Genomic DNA, 21,059 nt, shown 5'->3' with positions numbered 1-21,059 from the left:
CCGGATCCAGATGTACAGCGCGGGATCGTTTGGCTGAAACATTTCAACAAGTAGACTGGCCCTCTCTGCCAGGTGACCAGAAGGGCTGTCCACCGGTGACCGACATCCACAAGCCGGCCGAGCGCCGCCGACTCAGCATGGTCGACGTCGCGGCTCATGCCGGCGTGTCCGTGGGAACGGTCTCCAACGTGCTCAACCGGCCCGAGCTGGTGGCCGAGCGCACGTTGCGCCGGGTGCGCGCCTCCATCAAGGCGCTCGGCTTCGTGCCCAGCGCGCCGGCCCGGCAGCTTCGCAGCGGCTCCGGCCGCTCGGTGGGCGTCATGGTGCGCGACATCGGCAACCCGTTCTTCAGCGAGGTGCTGCCGGGCATCGAGACCCGGCTGTCGCAGGAGCAGCTGCTCCTGGTGCTGTGCAGCTCCGGCGACTCGGCCGAGAAGGAGGCCCACTACCTGCAGATCCTGGAGCAGCACCGGGTGCCGGGCATCCTCATCACGCCCGCCGGGCCCGACATCTCCCACCTGGTGGAGCTGCGCAGGCGCGGCGTCGGCATGGTGCTGCTCGACCGGCCGGGCGCCGACGCCCAGCTCTGCGCGGTGGCGGTCGACAACGTCAGGGGCGGCGAGCTGGCCGGCGCCCACCTGCTCGCGCTCGGCCACCGGCGCATCGCCTTCCTCAACGGGCCGCCGATCGTGCGCCAGTGCGCCGACCGGCGCGAGGGGCTGGCCAGGGCGGTGCGGGCCGCCGGGCTCGATCCCGACGAGGTGATCAGCGAGGTCACGCTGCCCGCGCTGACGCCGCGCGAGGGCGAGGCGGCGCTGGAGCGGCTGCCCGCGCGCAAGGGACCGACGGCGCTGTTCTGCGTCAACGACACGGTGGCGCTGGGCGCGCTGCGCGGGCTGGAGCGGCGCGGCGTGCGCGTCCCGCACGACATGGCGGTCATGGGCTACGACGACGTCGAGTTCGCCGAGCTGCTGTCGCCGTCGCTGACCTCGGTCCGCCAGCCCAAGCACCAGCTCGGCCAGGCGGCCGCGGAGCTGCTGCTCACCGACGCCCGGGGCGATGCCAACCACTGGCACCAGGAGATCGTCTTCCAGCCGGAACTCATGGTCAGGGGGTCGACCGTTCCTCAGTGACGTTTCAAGTCGACCCGCCGCAGGAAATCGGGTCTTGCCTGGCCGCCTTCTGGGCCTCATTGTTGAGACGTTTAAATCCAGGAGGTCCCATGGGTTGGGTTGCCCGTATCGCCGCCATCCTCTTACTTCTCCTTCCCGCGGCGCCGGCCGTCGCGGCCGCCGCTCTGCCGTACCCGGTCAGGTCCGACTACCGCATCAAGGGCCTGCAACCGGACTTCTGGCCCGACAAGAACGAGATCGCCGGCAACAACGCCGGCGGCGTCGCCATGAACCTCATCTGGGCCGACTGGGAGCCCAGCGTGAAGACGCCGCCGTGCGCGGCGGGCGCGCAGGAGTTCGGCGGGCGCTGCTTCACCGTCGCCTCGGCCGTCGACGCCGCCGTCAAGGACTGGACCGCCCGCGGTCTCGTCGTCACCGCCGTCGTCTACGGCACCCCGGCCTGGGCCCGCGGGGCACGTCCCTGCACGCCCGCCGCCCCCGGCTTCGAGAAGTTCTGCGTCCCCGACGACCCCGCCGACTACGGCCGCTTCGCCGGCATGCTGGCCCAGCGCTACGACGGGCAGCACGGCAACGGCCGCATCGCGGACTTCGTCGTCATGAACGAGGTCAACAGCAACACCTGGTTCGACATCGGCTGCGGCCAGGGCACGGCCTGCGGCACGACCGCCTGGCTGGACGCGATCGCCGCGAACTACAACGCCGCCTACGACGCCGTCATGGCCCAGCAGCCCACCGCGAAGGTGCTCACCTCGCTCGACCACCACTTCGGCACCGCCTACGACCAGCCGGCCGCCTCCGACGCGCTGTTGTCGGGGATGACCGTGCTCAAGGGCCTGGCGGCGCGGGCCGGCAACCGGGCCTGGCGGGTCGCCTACCACCCCTACCCGCCGAATCTGCTGGCGCCGCAGTTCTCCGCCGACGACTTCCCGAAGGTCACCTACGGCAACATCGGCGTGCTGGTCGGCTGGCTGCGCCAGCAGTTCCCGAACACGCCGTCGGCCTGGCAGGTGCAGCTCACCGAGAGCGGCGTGAACTCGCTGTCGCCCTCGTCGGAGGCCGCGCAGGCGTCGCAGTTGTGCAACTCCTTCCGCAACGTCCTCGGCACGCCGGGCATCGAGAGCTACGTCTGGCACCGCATGAGCGACCATCCGGACGAGACGGCCGCCGGCCTGGGCGTAGGGCTGCGCCGTACCGACGGCTCGGCCAAGCCGGCCTGGGCCACGTGGGCGCTGGCCAACCGGAACGACCTGTCGCCCCCGCAGTTGTCGTGCGGCTTCGAGCTGCTGCCCCACACCCAGCTCCGCCGCGGCTACCAGTCGAGCAAGGGGCACGTGGCCAGCTCCCGGCTGCTGCCGCCCGGCTTCACCCAGGAACGCGTGTGGAAGCTGCTGCGCAACCAGGCGGCCGGCACCGTGCCCCTGTACGAGTGCAAGGTCGGCGCGCACACCATGCTCACCCGCGATCCCGGCTGCGAGGGGCAGTTCCCGATGGGCCCGGTCGGGCACGTCTACACCAGCCAGGTGCCCGGATCGGTCGCGCTGCACCGATGCCGGGCCGCGAGCGGCGACCACCTGGTCACGGACCAGGCGGGCTGCGAGGGCCTGATCCACGAGCAGGTCCTCGGCTACGCGCTGCCCTGACCCCGGCCGGGCCGGCGGCCGTCCGCGTGGCGGCCACCGGCCCGGCGGCTACCGGGCCCGCTTCGCCGGCGTCCTGGCCGCGCCGCGGACCAGGGTGAAGTCGTCGACGTCGAAGTTCGCGCCGGTGAACACCAGGTACAGCCGGGCCGGGCCGGAGGGCACGCCGGTCAGCGCCGTGGAGACGTCGGCGTAGGACTCCCAGCCGCCGGTGTTCGGCACGGTGACGGCGCCGAGCACCGGCCCGGCCGGCGAGCCGGTGCGGATCTCGAAGCCGCCCGACGGCCCCGGCGAGGCCACCCGCGCCCGGAACGCGGTGACCCCGGTGAGGTCCACGTCGTAGGCCGCCCAGTCACCCGGGTTGACGTAGCCGAGCACGGTGCCGCCGTGCGCGGGCGCGTGCGGGTAGGTGGCCACGCCGGACGCCTGCGCCCAGGTCTCGGCCTGGACGACGGAGTCCCCGGCGGGCGGCCCGAGCTCCTTGATCCGGATGTTGCGGAAGGACACCTCGTCACCGTCGCCGTGGTTCTGGATGCCGATGTGCCCGTTCTTCAGGGAGCGGGCCGGGTCGGTGTTGGTGAAGTCGTTGATCTTCACGCCGTTGAGCAGGACCTGGAGCCGTTCGCCCTCGACCCGGATCTCGTAGGTGTTCCACTCCCCCGGCGGGTTCAGCGCGGCGTCGCGGGCGGCGATGTCGGCGGCCTTGAAGCCGTAGACCGAGCCGGTGGTCCGGTCCGGGGAGTCGGTGGCGTCGATCTGGATCTCGTAGCCGTTGTTCACCGCCGAGGCCGGGTCGGTCGAGGGCGGGAAGCCGACGAAGACGCCGGAGTTGTCGTCACCGGCCGGCTTCCAGTCCAGCTTGAGCGAGTAGGAGGTGGTGTACTCCTTGGCCTTGTACCAGAGCAGGCCCATCCCGCCCTGCGAGGTCAGCGTGCCGCCGGCGTTGGCGAACCCGCCCGGCCCCGCCTGCTCCCAGCCGGTGGTCGAGCCGTTGTAGAGGGTGGTGTAGCCGGTCTCGGGTCGGCAGTCCGCCTTCGCCTGGCCGGTGGCGTAGGCCAGGCCGCCGCGCAGGTGCTGCCGGAAGGCGGGCTCGGCGAAGGACTCCGCGGTGTGCCCGCCGCCGGTGTAGAAGGAACGCCCCCCGTCGTACGGCTTGCACCAGGCGATCGGGTGGTCGGCGCCCATCGTGCCGCCCGAGTACGTCGACTCGTCCAGGGCGGCCAGCACGTGGGCGCCGGTCCTGGCGTTGGTCCGGTAGTCGTACCACTCGTCCGTCCGCGGCCAGGTGGCGTCGAGGTGGGCGGTCGCCGGGTGGGCGCGGTCCTCGACCTTGACCGTCGCCTTCTGCACCGCCGGGTGGGCGGCGAACCAGGCGCCGACGAGGCCGCCGTACCACGGCCAGTCGTACTCGGTGTCGGCCGCCGCGTGGACCCCGGCGTAGCCGCCGCCCGCCTTGACGTAGCCCTCGAACGCGGCCTGCTGCGCGGCGTCGAGCACGTCACCGGTGGTGTTGAGGAAGACGACCGCCTTGTACGCGGCCAGGTTCGCCGTGGTGAACGCGGCCGGGTCCTCGGTGGCGGTCACGCCGAAGCCGAGATCCCTGATCGCCTGGACGCCCGCCGCGATCGAGTCGTGCCGGAACCCCGCCGTACGGGAGAAGACCAGGACGGCGGGGCCGCCGGCGGAGGGGGTCGCCGTGGTGAACCTCTGGGCCGTGCCGCCGTTGCACGTCCTGATGACGAGCTGGGCCGGGTCGATGGCGTCGAGGCACTTGCCGAGCGCCTTGAGCGCGCCGCCCTCGGCGGTCCACTTCTGCGCGCCCGTGCCGTTGCAGGTCCAGATCTGCACCTTGGTGCCGTCGGCGCTGTTGGCCCCGGCCACGTCGAGGCACTTGCCGAGCGCCTTGACGGTCTGGCCGTCGATGGCCCAGTTCTGGGCGTTCGTGCCATTGCAGGAGTAGAGCTGCACCTTGGTGCCGTCGGCGCTGTTGGCGCCCGCGACGTCCACGCACCTGCCGTCGGCGGCGCGGATCGGGCCGACCGCCATCGCCTCCTTGGCCAGGGTGAAGTCGTCGAGGTCGAACAGCGCCCCGGCGCCCCCGGTGAAGACCAGGTAGAGCGTGGTGGACGCGGCGGTCGCGCCGGTCAGCGGGGCCTGCACGTCGGTGAAGGTCTCCCAGCCGCCCGTCACCGGGACGGCGGCCTTGCCGAGCAGCGGTCCGGTGGGCGAGCCCGTGCGCACCTCGATGGAGCCGCCGGCGCCGCCCGAGGAGACCCGCGCCCGGAACGTCCTGGCGTCGTCGAGCCGGTAGGGGGTGAAGGCGATCCAGTCGCCGTTGTGCACGTCGCCGACCGTCCTGCCGCCGTGCGCGGCCGCCTTGGAGATCTGCGAGACGCCGGACATCGTCGCGTAGTGCTCGGCCTGGCGGTGGCGTGGCTGCAGGACGTGCTGGGTGTGGGTGGTCAGCCCGCCCTTGTCGGTGTACTCGGCGTCGAAGACGGCGAAGATGTTGGCCGCGTCGTCGTGCTCGCCGTCGGCCGGGATCGTCAGCTCGCCCGCGCAGCCGTTCTTCGAGGTGATCTGGTGGCCGTGGCTGTCGTGGCCGAGCACGTACGTCATCCGCACCTTGGCGCAGTCGATCTGGGTGTCCTCGGGGTCGGTCACCCCGATGGTGAAGGGCACGGTGTCGCCCCAGGTGAACAGCGTCCCGGGGGCGGGCGTGCCGATGGTCACGGTGGGAGCGGTGTTGCCGGCCGTGATGACCACGCCGGCTGTTCCGGCGTTGCCCTGGGGGTCGCGCACGGTGAGCGTGGCGGTGAACTCGCCCTCCGTGGTGTAGGTCTTGGTGGGGTTCGGGGCGGTGGAGGTGGTGCCGTCGCCGAAGTTCCAGGCGTAGGTCAGCGTGCCGCCCTCGGGGTCGGCGGAGCCGGCGCTGGAGAAGGCCACGGTGAGCGGGAGTTTCCCGGACGTCCTGTCGGCCTTGGCGACCGCGACCGGCGAGCGGTTCCGGTCCTTGATGTACTCGACGCGGTAGAGGGCGGAGTTGGCGTCGCCGCCGAAGTAGCCCGAGCCGTAGTCGAGGACGTAGAGCGCGCCGTCGGGTCCGAAGGCCAGGTCCATCACCTGCGTGCCGGTCCAGGGGAAGGCGGCGATCTCGCCGCGCGTGCCGTCGGCGGCCACGTCGATCGCCTTGATCCACTTGCGGCCGAACTCGCCGGCGAAGAAGTGCCCGTCGAGGTCCTGGGGGAACTTGACGGCGGAGTCGAGTGCGGCGTCGTAGCGGTAGATCGGGCCGCCCATCGGCGACTCCGAGCCGCTGCCGAACTCGGGCGGCGAGCCGGCGTCGCCGCCGTACCTGATCCAGGCGGGCTTGGCGGGCGGGAGCTTGGCCAGGCCGGTGTTGCGCGGCGAGTCGTTGGCCGGGCCGCCCGTGGCGCAGTCGTACTTCTGGCCCGAGGGGCCCGAGGGGAAGGTGTAGTCGTTGTAGGTCTCGGCCAGGGTGTTGGTCCCGGTGCAGTACGGCCAGCCGTAGTTGCCGGGGCCGGTGACGCGGTCGAACTCGACCTGTCCGGCGGGCCCGCGGGCCGGGTCGGTGCTGCCGGCGTCGGGGCCGTAGTCGCCGACGTAGACCACGCCGGTGGCCTTGTCCACGGTCATCCTGAACGGGTTGCGGAAGCCCATGGCGTAGATCTCGGGCCTGGTCCGCGCGGTGCCCGGCGGGAAGAGGTTGCCCGCGGGGATCGTGTAGGTGCCGTCCGCGGGGTTCACCTTGATGCGCAGGATCTTGCCGCGCAGGTCGTTGGTGTTGCCGGCGCTGCGCTGGGCGTCGTAGACGGGGTTGCGGTCGGGGCGCTCGTCGATGGGGGCGTAGCCGGCCGAGTCGAAGGGGTTGGAGTCGTCGCCGGTGGACAGGTAGAGGTTGCCCTGGGCGTCGAAGTCCATGTCGCCGCCGACGTGGCAGCACATGCCGCGGTCGGCGGCCACGTCGAGCACCGTCCGCTGCGAGGCGGTGTCGAGCGTCCAGTCGGGCCTGAGGGTGAACCGGGCCAGGCGGTTGACGCCCTGCCAGGCCGACCAGTCGGCGCCGGTCGCGGGCGCGTCGCCGGACGGCGTGCTCAGGCGGGGGGCGTAGTAGAGGTAGATGGTCCGGTTGGCGGCGAAGCCGGGGTCCACGGCGACGCCCTGGAGGCCCTCCTCGTCGTGGGTGTAGACGGGCAGCGCCCCGACCACGGTGGTCAGCCCCTGGGCGTCGGTGCGGCGCAGCGTCCCGTCGCGCGCGGTGTGCAGCACCGACAGGTCGGGCAGCACGGCCATGGTCATCGGCTCGCCCATCTCGGCGACGCCCTTGGCCAGCTCGACGCGCTGGTAGTCGGCGGGGTCGATGGCGGCGTGGGCGCGGGCGGGCGGGGCGGCCACGGTGAGCACGACCGCGCTCGACATGGCCAGGAGGACGGCGCCGGCGCGCGCCGTCCATCGGGAGACACGGGTGGACCTGCTGGGGGGCATCGCGGAGGTTCCCTTTCCGTGGGGGGTGGACCGGGAAGGAGGGTTCCATTGGCGGGCGATCGAAGAACCTTCGTAGATCGCGACAGTAGATCTGACTTTTGATGATTGTCAACGAAAGTCTGTTAAGACCTAGACGAAACGGATTCGGTCCGTGGCCGGAACGCCCGCGATCGGCAAGAGGCGCAGCGCTGCACTCCGGCGGACGGTCGAGTCGGCGACCAGGCGATCATCGCGGACATGTCCGCCGTAGGGTGGGCGCAACATCACAGCGGAACCGGATGGGAGCACAACGGTGATGAAAGAAGCCGTCGCCACAACTTCCAAGCAGGTTGTGGAACGCTATTTCGACATGTGGAACACCGGCGATGTCTCCGCCGCCCCCGACATCCTCAGCGAAGGCTGGATCGACCACGCCCACCCCGAGGTGGTCGGCCCAGCAGGTGTGCAACGGGCGATTGAGCAGATCAAGGCGGCGCAGCCAGACCTTCACTTCCACATTGAACGCATCCTTGCTGACGCTGATCGGATCGCAGCCATTGGCAGCGTTCATCAAGGACAGGACCTCAATACGCCGGGGACGGATCTGATCTGGCTGGTTCGGGTGGCGAATGGACAGATGGCCGAAATGTGGACATATCGCAACACCACCTGACGATCTAACCGTCGCGAGTCCGGAAAGCGATCTTTGAATCGTCCCGATCCCGCAGGTCAGCATCACTCGTGGACACCTCAGCCACGACGGCGAGCAGCATGGCCGACCGCTCGGCTGGGGTGTCCCAGTCGAGCGTCCATCTCGTTGGAGCCGCGCTGCCACGGGCCGGCCGGGTCGCAGAAGTGGACGGGCATGTCGGCGGCGACGGAGAACTCGGAGCGGCGGCCCATCTCGCTGCCCTGATCCCAGGTCAGGCAGCGCCTGAGATGCACCGGCAGCCTCGCGACGGAGTCCAGCAGGGCATCGCGCATACTGAGCCCAGTGTGGTCGTGCGGCAGATGGACCTCGGCGGGCCGCTCACTGATCATGACCATCGGGGTGCTGTAGCGGCGCCGGCGCTGGTGGTCCTGGACGTAGGTCCGAACTCTGGGTTCTGCCCGATCTTGCTGGGATTGGGGCGGGGCCGGCGCGCGTCAGCTCGGGCCTGAGCCGCTGCGGCCGGTACTGGCCGGTGGTGGGGTGCCGGTTGTGGCGGATCTCCCGGCTGAGGGTGGAGGGCGCACGGCCCGGTTCCCGGGCAATCTCGCGGATCGAGACCTTCTCCCGCACCCGGTCGGCGATATGGACGCGTTCGTCTTCCCGCAGGTAGCGGGACACCTCCAGACGGAGGGCCCGCCGGTCGTCTGACCGGCGGGATCTTCCGGCACGCTTCCATGCTGCTGAAGCCTTGATCCATAAGGCGGGAGCATGCCTCCCGCTCACGGGTCGGCTTCCTGCGGCCCTGTGGCGTTCGGATCTTGCGGACCTCGAACTCCTCCGTCGCACTCCCCAGGCTGGGATGTTGCGCGCGCCGGCGGGGCGCTTCGCGGACGAGGTCAGCCGGCCAGGGCGCTGTCGACCGCCTCCGGGGCCAGGACGTGCTCCAGCACCATGACGGCCGCCCCGATGACGCCCGCCCGGTCGCCCAGCTCGCTGACCTGGATGCGCAGGTGCTGGGTGGCCAGCGGCAGCGAGCGCTTGTAGATGGCCTCGCGCACGCCCGCGAGCAGGTGTTCACCGGCGTCGGCCAGGTCGCCGCCGATCACGATCGCGGCCGGGTTGAAGAAGTTCACGATGGTGGCCAGCACGTCGCCGATCTCGCGCCCGGCCTGGCGGACGAGCTGGGCCGCGTCGCGGTTGCCGGCGCGCAGCAGCGCGACGACGTCCCGGCCGCCCGCGGCGGGCACGCCGGTCGCCGAGATGCGGGCCGCCAGCGCCGCCCCGCCCGCCAGGGCCTCCAGGCAGCCCACGTTGCCGCAGTGGCACAGCACGCCGTCGTCGGCGGTGGCGACGCGGATGTGGCCGATGTCGCCGGCCGCGCCCTGCGCGCCCCGGTGGAGGCGGCCGTCGGAGATCACGCCGCAGCCGATGCCGGTGCCGATCTTGACGAAGACGAGCTGGCCGGTCGCCTGCCGCCCGGCACGCTGCTCGCCGAGCGCCATGATGTTGACGTCGTTGTCCACGAAGACCGGCACGCCCAGCCGCTCCCCCAGCCACTCCGGCACCGGGAAGCGGTCCCAGCCCGGCATGAGGGGCGGGTTGACCGGGCGCCCCGTCGGGTACTCGACCGGGCCCGGCAGGCCGATGCCCGCCCCGCACACGTCGGCCAGGTCGCGCCCGCTCTCGTCGAGCAGGTCGGTGAACGTGTGCGCGAGCCGCCCGAGCGCCGCCTCGGGGCCCTGGCCGATCGGCGCGTCGGCGGTGCGTTCGGCCAGCACCGTGCCGCCGAGGTCGGTGATCGCGACCCGTTCGTGCGTGACGCCCAGGTCGGCGGCCAGGACGAGCCGGGCGGTGCGGTTGAAGGCGAACATGGCCGCGGGCCGCCCGCCCGAGGAGATGGCCTCGTCGGCGGGCAGCACCCAGCGGTGGCGGAGCAGCGCGTCGAGGCGCAGGGACACGGTGGACCGGGCCAGGCCGGTGAGCTGGACCAGCTCGGTCCGGGTGCGCGGAGGCCCTTCCCGCAGCAGGGAGAGCAGCGCGCCGGCCCCCGCCGTCGCGCCGTTGAGCGTGTCCAGAGTCAACACCAGCCTCTCCGCCGATGACGGCAGCCACTTCAGAGGAGCCCAAGTCTATCTTCGCCGACTGGCGCACGACTTATGGCTGAGCATCGACATAAGCCCGTCGATCCCGAGGACGATCACGTCGCCAGCGGGAGCCTCAGGACGAAGCGGGCGCCGCCCGGGTGGTCGGCCACGAAGAGGTCGCCCCCGTAGGCGTGGGCGATCTCGCGGGCGATCGGCAGGCCGAAGCCGGAGCCGCCCGCGTCCAGTGAACGTGCCTGCTCCTGCCGGTACAGCCGGTGGAAGATGCGCTCCCGCTCCTCGGCCGGGATGCCGGGCCCGTCGTCGATGACCTCCAGGACCGCGTACGGCGGCGCGGCGGCGACCACGAACTCGATCCTGCTGCTGGTGTGCCGCTCGGCGTTGGCCACCAGGTTGGACAGCAGCCGGGCCAGCCGCACCCGCGAGGCGCGGACCACCACGTCCTCCTCCAGCCGGGTGAGGACGGACGCGCTCGGCGGATGGGCGTCCAGCTCCTCCACCACCAGGCGGGCCAGATCGACGAGGTCGGCGCCCGGCGGCGGGGCCGTGTAGAGGCGGGCCAGGGCGAGCAGGTCGCCGACGATGTCGTTGAGCCGCTCGGCGTCCCGGTGCAGGCTGCGCAGGGTCCGGCGGAGGTCGGCGCCGGGGTCGGACAGGGCCTCCTCCAGCTCGGTCAGCAGGCCGGTGATGGGGTTGCGCAAGTCGTGGGCGGCGTCGAAGACGAACCGCTGCTGGTGCTCGATCGTCTCGTGCAGCATGGAGACCTTCTGCTGCTCCTGGCGGTAGGCCTGGTGGAGCAGCGCGTCCGGCTTCAGGGGTCCGGAGACGCGGCCGTCGGGACGGGTGGCGAGCCGGGGTTCGAGCGACCCGGTGACGTCCCCGAAGACGACGACGATCTCCTTCACCTCGCCCGACGGGTCGAGCACCGGGGCGTTCGCCAGACGCCAGTGGCGCCGGCCGGGCGGATCCCAGTCCTCCCGCAGCAGCGGCACGACGTCGCCGGTGGCGGTGGCGGCCACCCGCTCCAGCGAGGCGCGCACCTTCGCCGCCCCTGACCCGCTCAGATCGGCGAGCACCGGGGCCGCGCCGAGCAGGGCCCGGCCGACGACCTCCGCCCGGTCCTGGCCGGTCATCCGCAGGTAGGCGTCGTTGACGGCGAGCACGACCTGGCCCCGGGTGAGCAGCATGCAGGGACACGGCAGCGCCTCGAACGCCGCCTGATATCCGACCGCCGCTCCCATCACCGGGTCCCCCTCAGGCGCCACATACCCCCGCAAGGCCGCTGACATGCGGAAATGCCCCGTTCTTGTCATTCTCATTCTCAATAGTGATAACGTGTGACGTGTGACGACCTCGACAGAGCGCTGGGCCGAGCTGGCGCTGCATCCCGTGCGCATCCGCATCCTGCGCGCCGTCGCGGGGGGCCGCCGTACGCCCTCCGACCTGGCGGGCCTGCTGCCCGACGTGCCGCAGGCGACGCTCTACCGGCAGATCGCGACGCTGGCCAAGGCCGGGATGCTGGAGGTGGTCGAGGAGCACAAGGTCGGCGGCGCGACCGAACGGGTCTACGCGGTGCCCGAGGGCGGCCTGACGCCGTCCCCCGAGGCGTTGGCGGCGGCGTCGGCGGAGGACCACGCGCGGTACTTCACCGCGTTCGCCGGCAGCCTGCTGTCGGAGTTCGCGCGCTACCTCGACCGGGAGCGCGTCGATCTGGCCGCCGACGGCGCCGGATACCAGCAGGTGGTCCTGCACCTGGACGACGAGGAGTTCGTCGCCTTCGCCACGGGGTTCGCCGAGCTGGTGCGGCCCCTGCTGGCGAACGAGCCGGGAGGGGGGCGTACGCCGCGCTTGCTGGCGACGGTCCTGCTCCCCCTGAAGGAAGGCTGAACTGTGGCAACGGTAAGGGTCGACGAGGGCATGGTCACGATCGAGTTCGGCCGCTGGGAGCGGTTCCTCACCGGTCACGGCCGGTACACGTGCCCGCTCGCGTCCGTGCGGGAGGCGCGGGTCGCGGGCGACCCGTTGCGCGTCCCGCGCGGCGCGCGCAAGGGGCTGAGCGTGGCGGGGCACGTCAAGATCGGCGTGTGGGGCCTGTTCGGCGGACGGCGGCAGCTGGTGTCGGTGACCGGTGACACGCCGGCGGTGCACCTGCTGCTCGACCGCGCCGCGTCCGGCGGCGAGTTCGACGAGGTGGTGGTCTCGGTCCCCGACGCGGGCCGGGTCGCCGCCGCGGTACGGGCGGTGGTCGCGTGACCGGCGTCGAGGTCAGCGGCCTGACCAAGCGGTACGGCTCGCTGACCGCCGTCGACGACCTCAGCTTCACGGTCCGGCCCGGGGCGGTCACCGCGTTCCTCGGCCTCAACGGCGCCGGGAAGACCACGACGATGCGCATGATGGTCGGCCACGTCACCCCCACCCGCGGCGCCGTGACGATCGGCGGGCGCCACTACCGTGACCTGCCGCGCCCGACCACCGTGGTGGGCGCGACCTTCGACGCCGCCTCCTTCCATCCCCGCCATTCGGTCCGCGACCATCTGCGCGTCTACGCCGCGATGGGCGGCCATCCCGATCGCCGGGTCGGCGACCTGCTGGGCCTGGTGGGCCTGGCCGGAGCCGCCGGGCGGGCGACCGGGGCCCTGTCCACCGGGATGCGGCAGCGGCTCAACCTGGCCACCGCCCTGCTCGGCGACCCCCGGGTGCTGCTGCTGGACGAGCCGGGCAACGGCCTGGACCCCGAGGGGGCGGCGTGGCTGCGCTCGTTCCTGCGCGACATGGCCGCGCAGGGGCGTGCGGTGCTGGTCTCCAGCCACGTGCTGGCCGAGGTGGAGCAGGTCGCCGACGACGTGGTGGTCATCGGGCGGGGGCGGCTGCTGGCCGCCGGCCCCCTGCGCGAGCTGTGCGGCGCGGAGCCGGACGTGCTGGTGCGCACCCCCGACGCCGCCACCCTGCGCGCGGTGCTGGCCGCCGAGGCGGAGCTGGTGGACGTGGCCGAGCTGGTGGACGTGGCCGAGCTGGTGGACGTGGCCGAGCTGGTGGACGTGGCCGAGCTGGTGGACGTGGCCGGCCCGCACGACCTGCGGGTCCGCGGCCTCGATCCGGCGCGGGTCGCCGCCCTGGCCGCGGCGCATGGGCTGCCGGTCCACGGCCTGACCACCGAACGCCCGACCCTGGAACGGCTCTTCCTCGGGCTCACCGGCGAGGCGGCGGGCGCGCGGGAACGGCCGGGCACGGGCGCGCGGGAACGCGCCGGCACGGGCGGGGAGGCGGCGGCATGACCGGGTTCGTGCGCGCGGAGTTCCGGCGGCTGCTGGCCACCAGGATGTGGTGGGGCCTGCCGCTGACGGCCGTCCTGCTCGGGGGCGGTCTGATCGGGCTGCTGGCCCTGGTCGGGCCGGAGAACTTCGAGCCGCCCATGCCGGGGCTGGACACCGAGGCGGGGGTGCGGGCCGTCCTGGGGTTCCTCGGGTTCACCGCCTTCGTGCCGGCCGCCGTCGGGACGCTCGCCGTCACGTCGGAGTACCGGCACCGCACGGTGAACTTCACCTTCCTGTTCGCGCCGGACCGGTGGCGGGTGCTGGTGGCCAAACTGCTCGCCTACGCCGTGGCGGGCCTGGCGTACGGGCTGGTGCTGGCCGGCGCGGCCGGGGCGGCGCTGTTCGGCGTGGCCGCGGCCCGCGGCGCGGAGCTCGGCCTGCCCGCCGGGACGATCGTGGCGCTGCTGGCCCGCCAAGGGGTGGCGATGGCGGTCTACGTGGTGCTCGGCGTGGGCATGGGCGCGCTGATCCGCAACCAGGTCGCGGCGCTGTGCGTGGTGATCGGCTACCTGTACGGCGGCGAGCTGGCGCTGATCATGATCCCCGGCGTGCGGGAGCTGTACCCGTGGCTGCCCGGCGGCGCGACCTCGGCGCTGACCGACTTCACCGCCGTGGCCGACGCGCTGGCCGCCCAGCTGTCCAGCGAGCCGGTCCGGCTGCTGTCACCGGCCGCCGGGGCGCTGGTCCTGCTGGCGTACGCGGCGCTGGCGAGCGCGGCCGCCGTCCTGCGGCCGCTGCGCCGGGACGTGGCCTGAACCGGTGACTGCCTGACCGGGGGCAGCCGGGAACATTCGTACAAGCCGGCGGGGCGGGCGACCCGCGACAGTGTCGCCATGATGACTTCCCAACAGGTCCGGACCCCGGCCCGCCCGGCGGCTCGGTCGCCACCGCGCTCGCCGAGCAGCGAGGCGACCTGGTGACCACGCTCGCCCTCGTCGACTCCGGGCCCCGCCTGGACGCCTTCATCTCCCACGGGTTCGTCGGCGAGTTGCTGTTCGTTCCCGTCGCCGGGCAGTTGTTGTGGCGGTTCCGCACCGACGGCCTCCTCCTGCGGGGCCTGGCGACCGCGTTCAGCCGCCCCGGCTACCGGATCCCGCCCGAGCTCGTCGAGGACGTGCGCGGCCTCACCTACCACTCGCTCACCACGACCTCGAAGGCCGCCGACGCGTACCTGCGGCAGCGCACGCTGCCCGACCGGCTGGCCGTCCTCGGCAAGCCGCTGCTGGTGATCTTCGGCCAGGACGACCGGAGATGGCGCTCGGCCTCGGCCGCCGGCTACCGGACGGTCCCGGGCGCGACCGTCGAGCTGCTGCCCGGGGCCGGGCACTCCCCCATGCTGGAGGACCCGGCCCGGACGGCGGCGTCCCTGCTGGCCTTCGCCACGGCCCACGACGTGCCGCCGGACGCGGCGGCCGGGTGACCACCGCGTCCGGCGGGTGAGCCCCGGGCGCGGGAACCGGGTTCGGTCCGCGCCCGGGGCGGGGGATCAGAAGAAGCCGCCGAGGAAGTCGTCCAGGCCGCTCTGGTCGATCCATCGGGTGACGCGGGCGCCGGTCTCGGCGATCGTGCCCGTCCGGGTGTTCTCCGGCTCGATCTTCTCCGGTTTGAAGATCTGCTTCTCCGCCTGCCCGGAGCCCTGGGGCCTGGTCAGGCTGGGTGGCGGCGGGCCGTCCGGGTACATCTTGCCGTCGCGGTAGACGGTGTAGGACTGGGTCGGCTGCGTGGTGCCGTCGTTCCGGTAGACCTGGCTCGGTCTCGGCTGCGCCGGCTGCCTGGCGGCCTTCGGCGGCGACTGCCGTTGCACCGCCCGGTGACTGGTCGGACGCTGTGCCGGGCGCCGCGCCGCCTGGGCGCGCCGGGCCTGGGCCGCCCGGTAGCGGTTACGCGCCCTGGCCGCCTGCGTGGCCCGCCGCTTGGCGGCCGCCTCTGCGGCCTTCCTGCGTGCCTCCCTCTTGGCCGCCGCCGCGGCCCGTCTCTTGGCCGCCGCCGCGGCCGCCTTCCTGGCCTTCTCCGCCGCCTTCTTCCTGGCCGCGGCCAATGCTCTGCGCTTGGCCGCGGCAGCGGCCTTCTTCTTGGCCGCCTCCAGCGCCTTCTTCCTGGCCAGCGCCGCCGCCCGCCGCTTGGCCGCCGCGATGGCCGCGCGCCGCGCCGCCGCCCGGGCCGCCGCGAGCGCCGCCCGCCGGGCCGCCGCCTGCGCCAGCTTCCTGGCGATGATCCGCGCCGCGATGCGGGCCGCGATGCCGACGGCGATCCAGAACAGCTGGCCGTCGGGGTCGCTCATGCTGACGGGGCTGTTGTTGGCGTAGGCGTAGGCGTTGAGCTGCTGCGGGTCCTCCTCGTCGATGATGGGGTCGACCGACAGGAAGCGGCCGTTCTTCGGGTCGTACTCGCGGGCGCCCAGGTGGACGAGCCCGGTCGTCGGGTCCTTGGTGCCCCCGACGAAGGACCGCTGCCCCGGCCACCATGGCGGTGGCGACCCCCGGTCCTCGCCGAACGGCGTCGTCCGCCGGACGGCCAGCTCCCCGGTGCCGCCGTTCACCGCGGCCTGCGCGGTGCCCTGGTGGTCGGCGGCCAGGAAGTAGACCTGGTTGTCGGGCGTGCGGACCGCGATCGGCTCGCCGTTGACGGTGTAGTAGCGGGTCTGCTCGACGGCGTCCTTGGCGAAGTCGAAGCGCAGCTCCATGTCGTCCACGTACAGGGTGGCGTCCGTGGCGGTCTTGCGCAGCAGCCGGTCGCCGTCGGCGTCGTAGACGAACGACGTCGTCTTGCCCGCTTCCGTGACCGACTCCAGGTTGCCCTCGGCGTCCCAGACGAGGGCCTGGTCGGACGTGCCGACCTTGCGCCGGGTGGTGTTGCCGGCCTCGTCGTAGGTGAACAGGTCGGCGCCGATGCTCTGCACCGCGTGCGGCTGCTTGCCGCCGGCCGCCGGGTAGACCGAGGTGCGCACGGCCTCGGGCGCGCCGCCCCAGGCGTGCTTGGTCTCCTTGACCCGGTTGCCGGTGGAGTCGTAGGCGTAGCTGACCGCGTACGGCGCCACGCCGCCGATCTTGTCCGAGGCCGGCGTGCCGCTCGCGCAGTCGTCGGTGGCCGTCCACGCCGAGGTCATCCGGCGCAGGTGGTCGTAGGTGAAGCACTGCGTGTCCTGGCCGCCCGCCCGTTCGGCGATCTTGGTGATGTTGCCGGCGGCGTCGTAGGCGTAGTCGAGGTCGAGGTCGGTGGCGGCGGCGCCCTCCCGATCCAGCCGCATCCTGGTCAGCCTGCGGGTGGACTCGTCGTGGGTGTAGGTGAGCCAGGTCTTCTTGCCGCCGGAGCCCAGCTCGTACTGCAGGGTCTCGCCGAGCTTGGAGTAGCGGGTCGCGGTCACGTACGACGACAGCCCGCTGACCTTGGTCGGCTGGCTGAGCTCGTCGTAGGAGTAGACCACCGACTCGGCCTCCAGCCCGCCCCCGGCCGGGAAGCTGACCGACTGCACCTGGTCGTCGAGGGTGTAGCGGGTGTTGAGCACGTACGAGCCGGCCAGCTTGCCCTCCCGCTCGGGGACGGTCACCGTCTCGCGCAGCGTGCGGTAGTCGGCGTCGATGGCGTTGATCTCCGCCTTGTACGCCTGCCCGCCCGCGTACCGGATGCTGGCGTTCATGTGGCCCTTGGCCAGCGCGTCGTACTTCCACTCGGCCAGCAGCGTGCCGGTGGCCGAGCCGTCGCGCAGCTCCTTCTTGCGTCCGAGCTCGTCGTAGACGTACCAGAGGGTCCTGCCGCGGGCGTCGGTGGTGCTCACCAGCTCGTCGGCGTCGTTGTACGTCATCGTGGTGACGCCCTTGTCCGGGTCCTCCGTCCTGATCTCCCGGCCGCGCACGTCGTAGTGGTGGCGCCACACGTTGCCCGCGGCGTCGGTCACCGTGGACAGGCGGCCGGCGGGGTCGTAGGTGTACCTGGTGGACTCGTACGGGCCCGTCGGGGTGGCGCCCTTGTACTGGCGCAGCTCGACGAGCCGGTCGTCGGCGTCGCCGATGCGGGTCGTCGCGGTGCCGCCCGTCGGCGGCGTGATGTTGACGCGGTCGCCCTGCTGGGTGGCCGAGACGCGGTACTTCTCCACGCCCTTGGCCTTCAGGATCTGGGCGTTGACCTCGCCGGCGCCGTCGAAGACCGACACGACCTGCGTGGGCACGTCGGTGTCGGCGACCGCGAGCAGCTGGGTGGCGGGCGTGCCGGTGGCGAAGTAGCCGGTGTTGGACTTGCTCACCTCGCCTAGCGAGTTGTAGAAGGTGTCGGTGATCGTGCGCCCGTCGCGCAGCGCCGGGTCCTGCGTCTGGTCGTCGCGGGGGGCGGGTTCCTGGGTCTGGCGCTCGCGCATCAGGCCGTCGTACAGCTCGTGGCTGACGGTGTAGCCGCCGTCGGCGCGCAGCGTCTTGGTGGTGACGACGCTGGGGCCGTCGGTGCGCATGGTGTAGGCGTACTCGGTGCTGGGCGACTGGCCGGCGGCCTTGCTGCGGTCCGGCTGCCAGACCTTGACCAGGCGGCCGAGCGCGTCGTGCTCCATGTCGGTACGCCGGCCGTTGGCGTCGACCTCGGCGACCGGCTCGCCCCAGGCGGGCTCGACGAGGGTGCGCTCGACGTGTCCGAGCTGGTTGGTCTCGACGATCTCCGTGGCCGGGGCGCCGGTGGCCGGGCTGTAGGTGATGGTGGACTTCGTCCCGACCGGGCCGGTCTCGCTGGTCTCGCGGCCGTAGACGTCGTAGGTGTGAATGCTGTCGGTGACGGTCGACCCGTCGGCCGCGCCGAGCTGCTGGACGGTGGTCACGTCGCCCTTGGTGGGCGCCTGGCCGTAGGCCCTGTTGTCGTACTGGACCCGTTCGTCGGAGATCACCTCGCCGGCGGCCAGGGCCGAGACGGCGGTGCCGCAGCTCGCGGCGACCTTCTGGATCCTGCTGGCGTAGTCGAGCATCCAGGCGGTGTCGTTGCGGGCGTAGGTGTACCGGGTGCACTGGTCGTCGTCGGTCTTGGCCAGGTCGCCCTTCTCCTCCACCTGGGTGAGCAGGCCCTTGGCGTCGTACGAGCGCTCCTCGCCGGTACGCCGCCACGCCCCGCCCGCCAGCGCCGTGCGGGTCACCATCGACTTGGGCTCGACCACGTAGGCGGTCTTGGTGACGCCGCCCTGGGTGGACTCGGCGGTCTTGAGCGACCACGGCTCCTCGGCGGTCGCGGTGAGCACCGTCGCGCTGTCGCCGTCGAAGAGGATCTCCTCGCGTTCGAAGCCGGACAGCTGGTCGAGGTCGTCCAGCTTGCCGCCCTCGGTGTCGACGACCTGCGCGGTGCGCTTGGAGCCGTCGGCCTGCTTGTCGCCGTGCATGCCGCGGAAGTACCTGAACTCGGTGAGCGTGCGCCGGGTGTCCTGCCCGTCGCCCTCGCGCACCCGCACGCGGCCGAACCCGCGCCAGTCCGACCAGGTGCGCTGCTCGGGCTTGACGAGGATGTTGTCGGCGTAGTGCCAGGCCCCGCCGTCGAGGTACTCGTAGTCGGTGACCACGTTCGGCGAGCCGGCGACGCGGTCCACCTCGACGGTCTGGGTGACGACGTACTTGTGGAACCAGTCGGTCACCTCGCCCTCGTCGGGCGGCGCCCAGCGCTGCGGGAAGCACAGCCGGTTGTTCTTGTCGGCCGCGGCGGGCACGTCGCCGGGCTTGCAGTCGGCCGCGGCGTAGTTGACCCGCAGCTCACCGCCGGTCTCGTTGTTCACGGCCTGGACCCGCCACTTGACCAGCGGCGCGCGTCCCTCGTTGGCGTCCACCCGGTTGGGCAGTTGCACGCCGCTGAAGGTGATCTTCGGCATGGTGAGGGTGCCGCCCACGTGGCCGCTCTGCTGGACCGAGGCCAGCCACAACGACGGGCTGAGGCCGTCGCCCGTGGCGGGGAACTGGTGGGTCAGCGTCCAGGAGTCGACCGGGCTGTACTGGCCGGAGGCGTCGAGCACCTGCGTGGTGACCTTGGCCAGCCGCTTGCGCGAGAAGAACGTCGGCGACAGCCGGTCGGTGCACTTGACCCCGGCGTCGCAGATCTGGTCGAACGGCACGTCCGGCCAGGACGCCGCGGTCTCCTTCTTGAGCTGGTCGGCGGCGCAGGTGACGGTTCCGGAGGGCAGGCAGCGCTCGGCCACGTCGAAGACCACCCGGGCGGCCGGGGCCTTGGTGAACAGCTCGTTGCTCAGGTAGCCGTAGTCGACGCGGGTGAGGTACGCGCCGCGCACGTACACGGTGCCCAGCTCGGGCTTCATGTTGCGGCCGTAGTAGTTCTTCTCGCTCTCGTACCAGTACGTGGTGGCGTTGCCGTGCGTGTCGACCGCGTAGTCGAGGTTCCACCGGTAGGCCTGCTGGCACCAGGCGTTGGCGGGGGTGCTGGAGTAGCACGGCTCGCCGCTGTTGTTGCCGAACACCGGCACGGTCTGCACCGACTTGGTCTCCGGCTTGCCGGTGACCCAGCCGGGCAGGCGGTTCAGGCCGAAGCTGTACTGGGTGCCGTCGGCGGTGGTGACCCGCCAGTACTCGCCGTTGTTGTCGCCGTTGGTGGCGCCGGTGAGGTACTCGATGCGGGTGCCGTCGTCGCGCTTGGGCCGCCACTGCTTGGTGGTGGCGTCCTTGACCAGCTCGACGGCGGAGTTGCCGAGCGACAGGGTGGCGTTGTCCTGGTCCCAGCACAGGTCGCCGGTCTTCTTGCCGTCGATCATGCACGCCTTGTAGCGGCGTTCGACGTAGCCGCTGGGGTTCAGCTCGAAGCCCTCCCCCACCCAGGACGGCTGGTTGTTGGTGGAGACGGTGCGGCCGTCCACGCTTTGGGAGGAGTAGTCGAGCGACAGGTCGGGCTCGTCGCCGCCCAGGGCGGGCGGGGTGCGCAGGTCGTAGCTCCAGGAGAAGTCGCCGGACTGGTTGCCGACGCTCCAGCTCGCCGAGGCGGCCAGCGAGGTGGCGGCGTGGTCGCCCGACGGGCCGGAGGCGGCGGCGGTCACGGCGTACAGGCCGGTGGTCTCGACCTCGGCGGTCAGCTTGCCCGCCTTGGCGTCGTTGTCGCTCCTGACCGGCCGCGGCGCGGCGCAGGTGGCGGCGGCCTTGGCGTCGAGCGCGCACTCGTCGAGCTCGACCATGCGCAGCCGGGCGCCGTAGTCGCCGCCGAAGGCGTACCGGAAGCCGGAGTAGTCGATCTCCAGCCGGGTCTTCCCGGCCGCCTTGGCCGCCGTGACGCCCTGGCCGGGCGACACGCGCATCGCGACGCCGAGCAGGTCGGTCCTGAGCAGCTCCACCTTGACCGGGACGGCCTCGGCCGCGGCCACGCCCTTGGCGGCCGGGGCGAGCCGCACCGGGAACCCGGCGGCCAGTGTGGCGGCGCTACCGCCCAGCTCGGCGGTGCCGGCGGCGGGCCAGGCGACCTTGGGCGGGGCCTTCCACGCCTGCTTGGAGGCGGGATCGGCGAGCGGCGGCAGGACGGGCACCTTCCCGCCCTTGACCGGCGTCTCCTTCTGCACCGTCGGCGCCTTGCGGGGCGCGGCGGAGGCGGGCATCGCGTACGCCATGGGCGCCAGGAGCACGACCGTGAGCACGGTCGCCAGCCTGCGCGGCCAGGCGGTCTCGGGCTTGACGCCCTGGAAGCGGTTCCAGCGGGGGTCGGGGGCGTCGGGTTCGGCGGCGGGTTGCTGAAAACGATTCCAGTTGGGCTCTGGCAGCTCTAACTCACTGTCCACGGATTCTCCC

12 protein-coding genes and 1 pseudogene are annotated in these 21,059 nt (G+C 72.4%); 8 read left to right on the top strand and 5 right to left on the bottom strand.

Annotated elements, in window-relative coordinates; genetic code table 11:
- Nucleotides 1-95: 95 nt before the first annotated feature.
- Both ACNF49_RS27390 and ACNF49_RS27385 read left to right on the top strand, forming a co-directional pair.
- Nucleotides 96-1,133, top strand: a complete 1,038-nt coding sequence (locus ACNF49_RS27390) for a LacI family DNA-binding transcriptional regulator (protein ID WP_482939220.1) — start codon at nucleotides 96-98, stop codon at nucleotides 1,131-1,133.
- 89 nt (nucleotides 1,134-1,222) lie between these two features.
- Nucleotides 1,223-2,773, top strand: coding sequence for a DUF5722 domain-containing protein (locus ACNF49_RS27385; protein WP_482945483.1), 1,551 nt, complete (start codon nucleotides 1,223-1,225; stop codon nucleotides 2,771-2,773).
- Nucleotides 2,774-2,821: 48 nt separating this feature from the next.
- On the opposite strand, the gene ACNF49_RS27380 is transcribed toward ACNF49_RS27385, so the two are convergent.
- Nucleotides 2,822-7,276 (bottom strand): ThuA domain-containing protein, encoded by a 4,455-nt coding sequence (locus ACNF49_RS27380; RefSeq protein ID WP_482945482.1) that lies wholly within the window; start codon nucleotides 7,274-7,276, stop codon nucleotides 2,822-2,824.
- A gap of 295 nt (nucleotides 7,277-7,571) precedes the next feature.
- On the opposite strand from ACNF49_RS27380, the gene ACNF49_RS27375 reads away from it, so the two are divergent.
- Entirely contained in the window at nucleotides 7,572-7,928 is a 357-nt protein-coding gene (locus ACNF49_RS27375) for an ester cyclase (RefSeq protein ID WP_482945592.1), read from the top strand.
- 140 nt (nucleotides 7,929-8,068) lie between these two features.
- On the opposite strand, the pseudogene ACNF49_RS27370 reads toward ACNF49_RS27375, so the two are convergent.
- The 3 genes and pseudogenes from ACNF49_RS27370 to ACNF49_RS27360 all read right to left on the bottom strand — a co-directional run.
- Nucleotides 8,069-8,724: pseudogene (locus ACNF49_RS27370) on the bottom strand (transposase); the annotation flags it as partial.
- A gap of 79 nt (nucleotides 8,725-8,803) precedes the next feature.
- On the bottom strand, nucleotides 8,804-9,991 hold the full coding sequence (locus ACNF49_RS27365; protein ID WP_357987464.1) for an ROK family transcriptional regulator: 1,188 nt from the start codon (nucleotides 9,989-9,991) through the stop codon (nucleotides 8,804-8,806).
- Between the two features lie 113 nt (nucleotides 9,992-10,104).
- Nucleotides 10,105-11,250 carry a sensor histidine kinase gene (locus tag ACNF49_RS27360; protein WP_498703089.1) on the bottom strand — a complete coding sequence of 382 codons (1,146 nt, stop codon included), beginning with the start codon at nucleotides 11,248-11,250 and terminating at the stop codon, nucleotides 10,105-10,107.
- A gap of 103 nt (nucleotides 11,251-11,353) precedes the next feature.
- Between ACNF49_RS27360 and ACNF49_RS27355 the strand changes: the two genes are divergently transcribed.
- From ACNF49_RS27355 to ACNF49_RS27335, 5 genes are read left to right on the top strand one after another with little or no spacing between them, the layout of a single operon-like run.
- Nucleotides 11,354-11,896, top strand: coding sequence for a helix-turn-helix domain-containing protein (locus ACNF49_RS27355; protein WP_482945480.1), 543 nt, complete (start codon nucleotides 11,354-11,356; stop codon nucleotides 11,894-11,896).
- A 3-nt stretch (nucleotides 11,897-11,899) separates the two neighbouring features.
- Complete coding sequence (locus tag ACNF49_RS27350; RefSeq protein WP_357987473.1) at nucleotides 11,900-12,262, top strand: hypothetical protein; 363 nt, start codon at nucleotides 11,900-11,902, stop codon at nucleotides 12,260-12,262.
- Nucleotides 12,259-13,284, top strand: a complete 1,026-nt coding sequence (locus ACNF49_RS27345) for an ABC transporter ATP-binding protein (RefSeq protein WP_482945479.1) — start codon at nucleotides 12,259-12,261, stop codon at nucleotides 13,282-13,284. Before ACNF49_RS27350 ends, ACNF49_RS27345 begins: the two co-directional genes overlap by 4 nt.
- On the top strand, nucleotides 13,281-14,078 hold the full coding sequence (locus ACNF49_RS27340; RefSeq protein WP_482945478.1) for an ABC transporter permease: 798 nt from the start codon (nucleotides 13,281-13,283) through the stop codon (nucleotides 14,076-14,078). The genes ACNF49_RS27345 and ACNF49_RS27340 overlap by 4 nt, the downstream gene beginning before the upstream one ends.
- A gap of 8 nt (nucleotides 14,079-14,086) precedes the next feature.
- Nucleotides 14,087-14,743, top strand: a complete 657-nt coding sequence (locus tag ACNF49_RS27335; protein WP_498703840.1) for an alpha/beta fold hydrolase — start codon at nucleotides 14,087-14,089, stop codon at nucleotides 14,741-14,743.
- Nucleotides 14,744-14,809: 66 nt separating this feature from the next.
- On the opposite strand, the gene ACNF49_RS27330 is transcribed toward ACNF49_RS27335, so the two are convergent.
- Nucleotides 14,810-21,049, bottom strand: coding sequence for an RHS repeat domain-containing protein (locus tag ACNF49_RS27330; RefSeq protein WP_482945476.1), 6,240 nt, complete (start codon nucleotides 21,047-21,049; stop codon nucleotides 14,810-14,812).
- Nucleotides 21,050-21,059: the final 10 nt, after the last annotated feature.

It is taken from the genome of Actinomadura sp. ATCC 39365, from assembly GCF_054392275.1.
The sequence above is the reverse complement of the archived record's forward strand: the minus strand, read 5'-3'. Positions and strand labels throughout refer to the sequence as shown.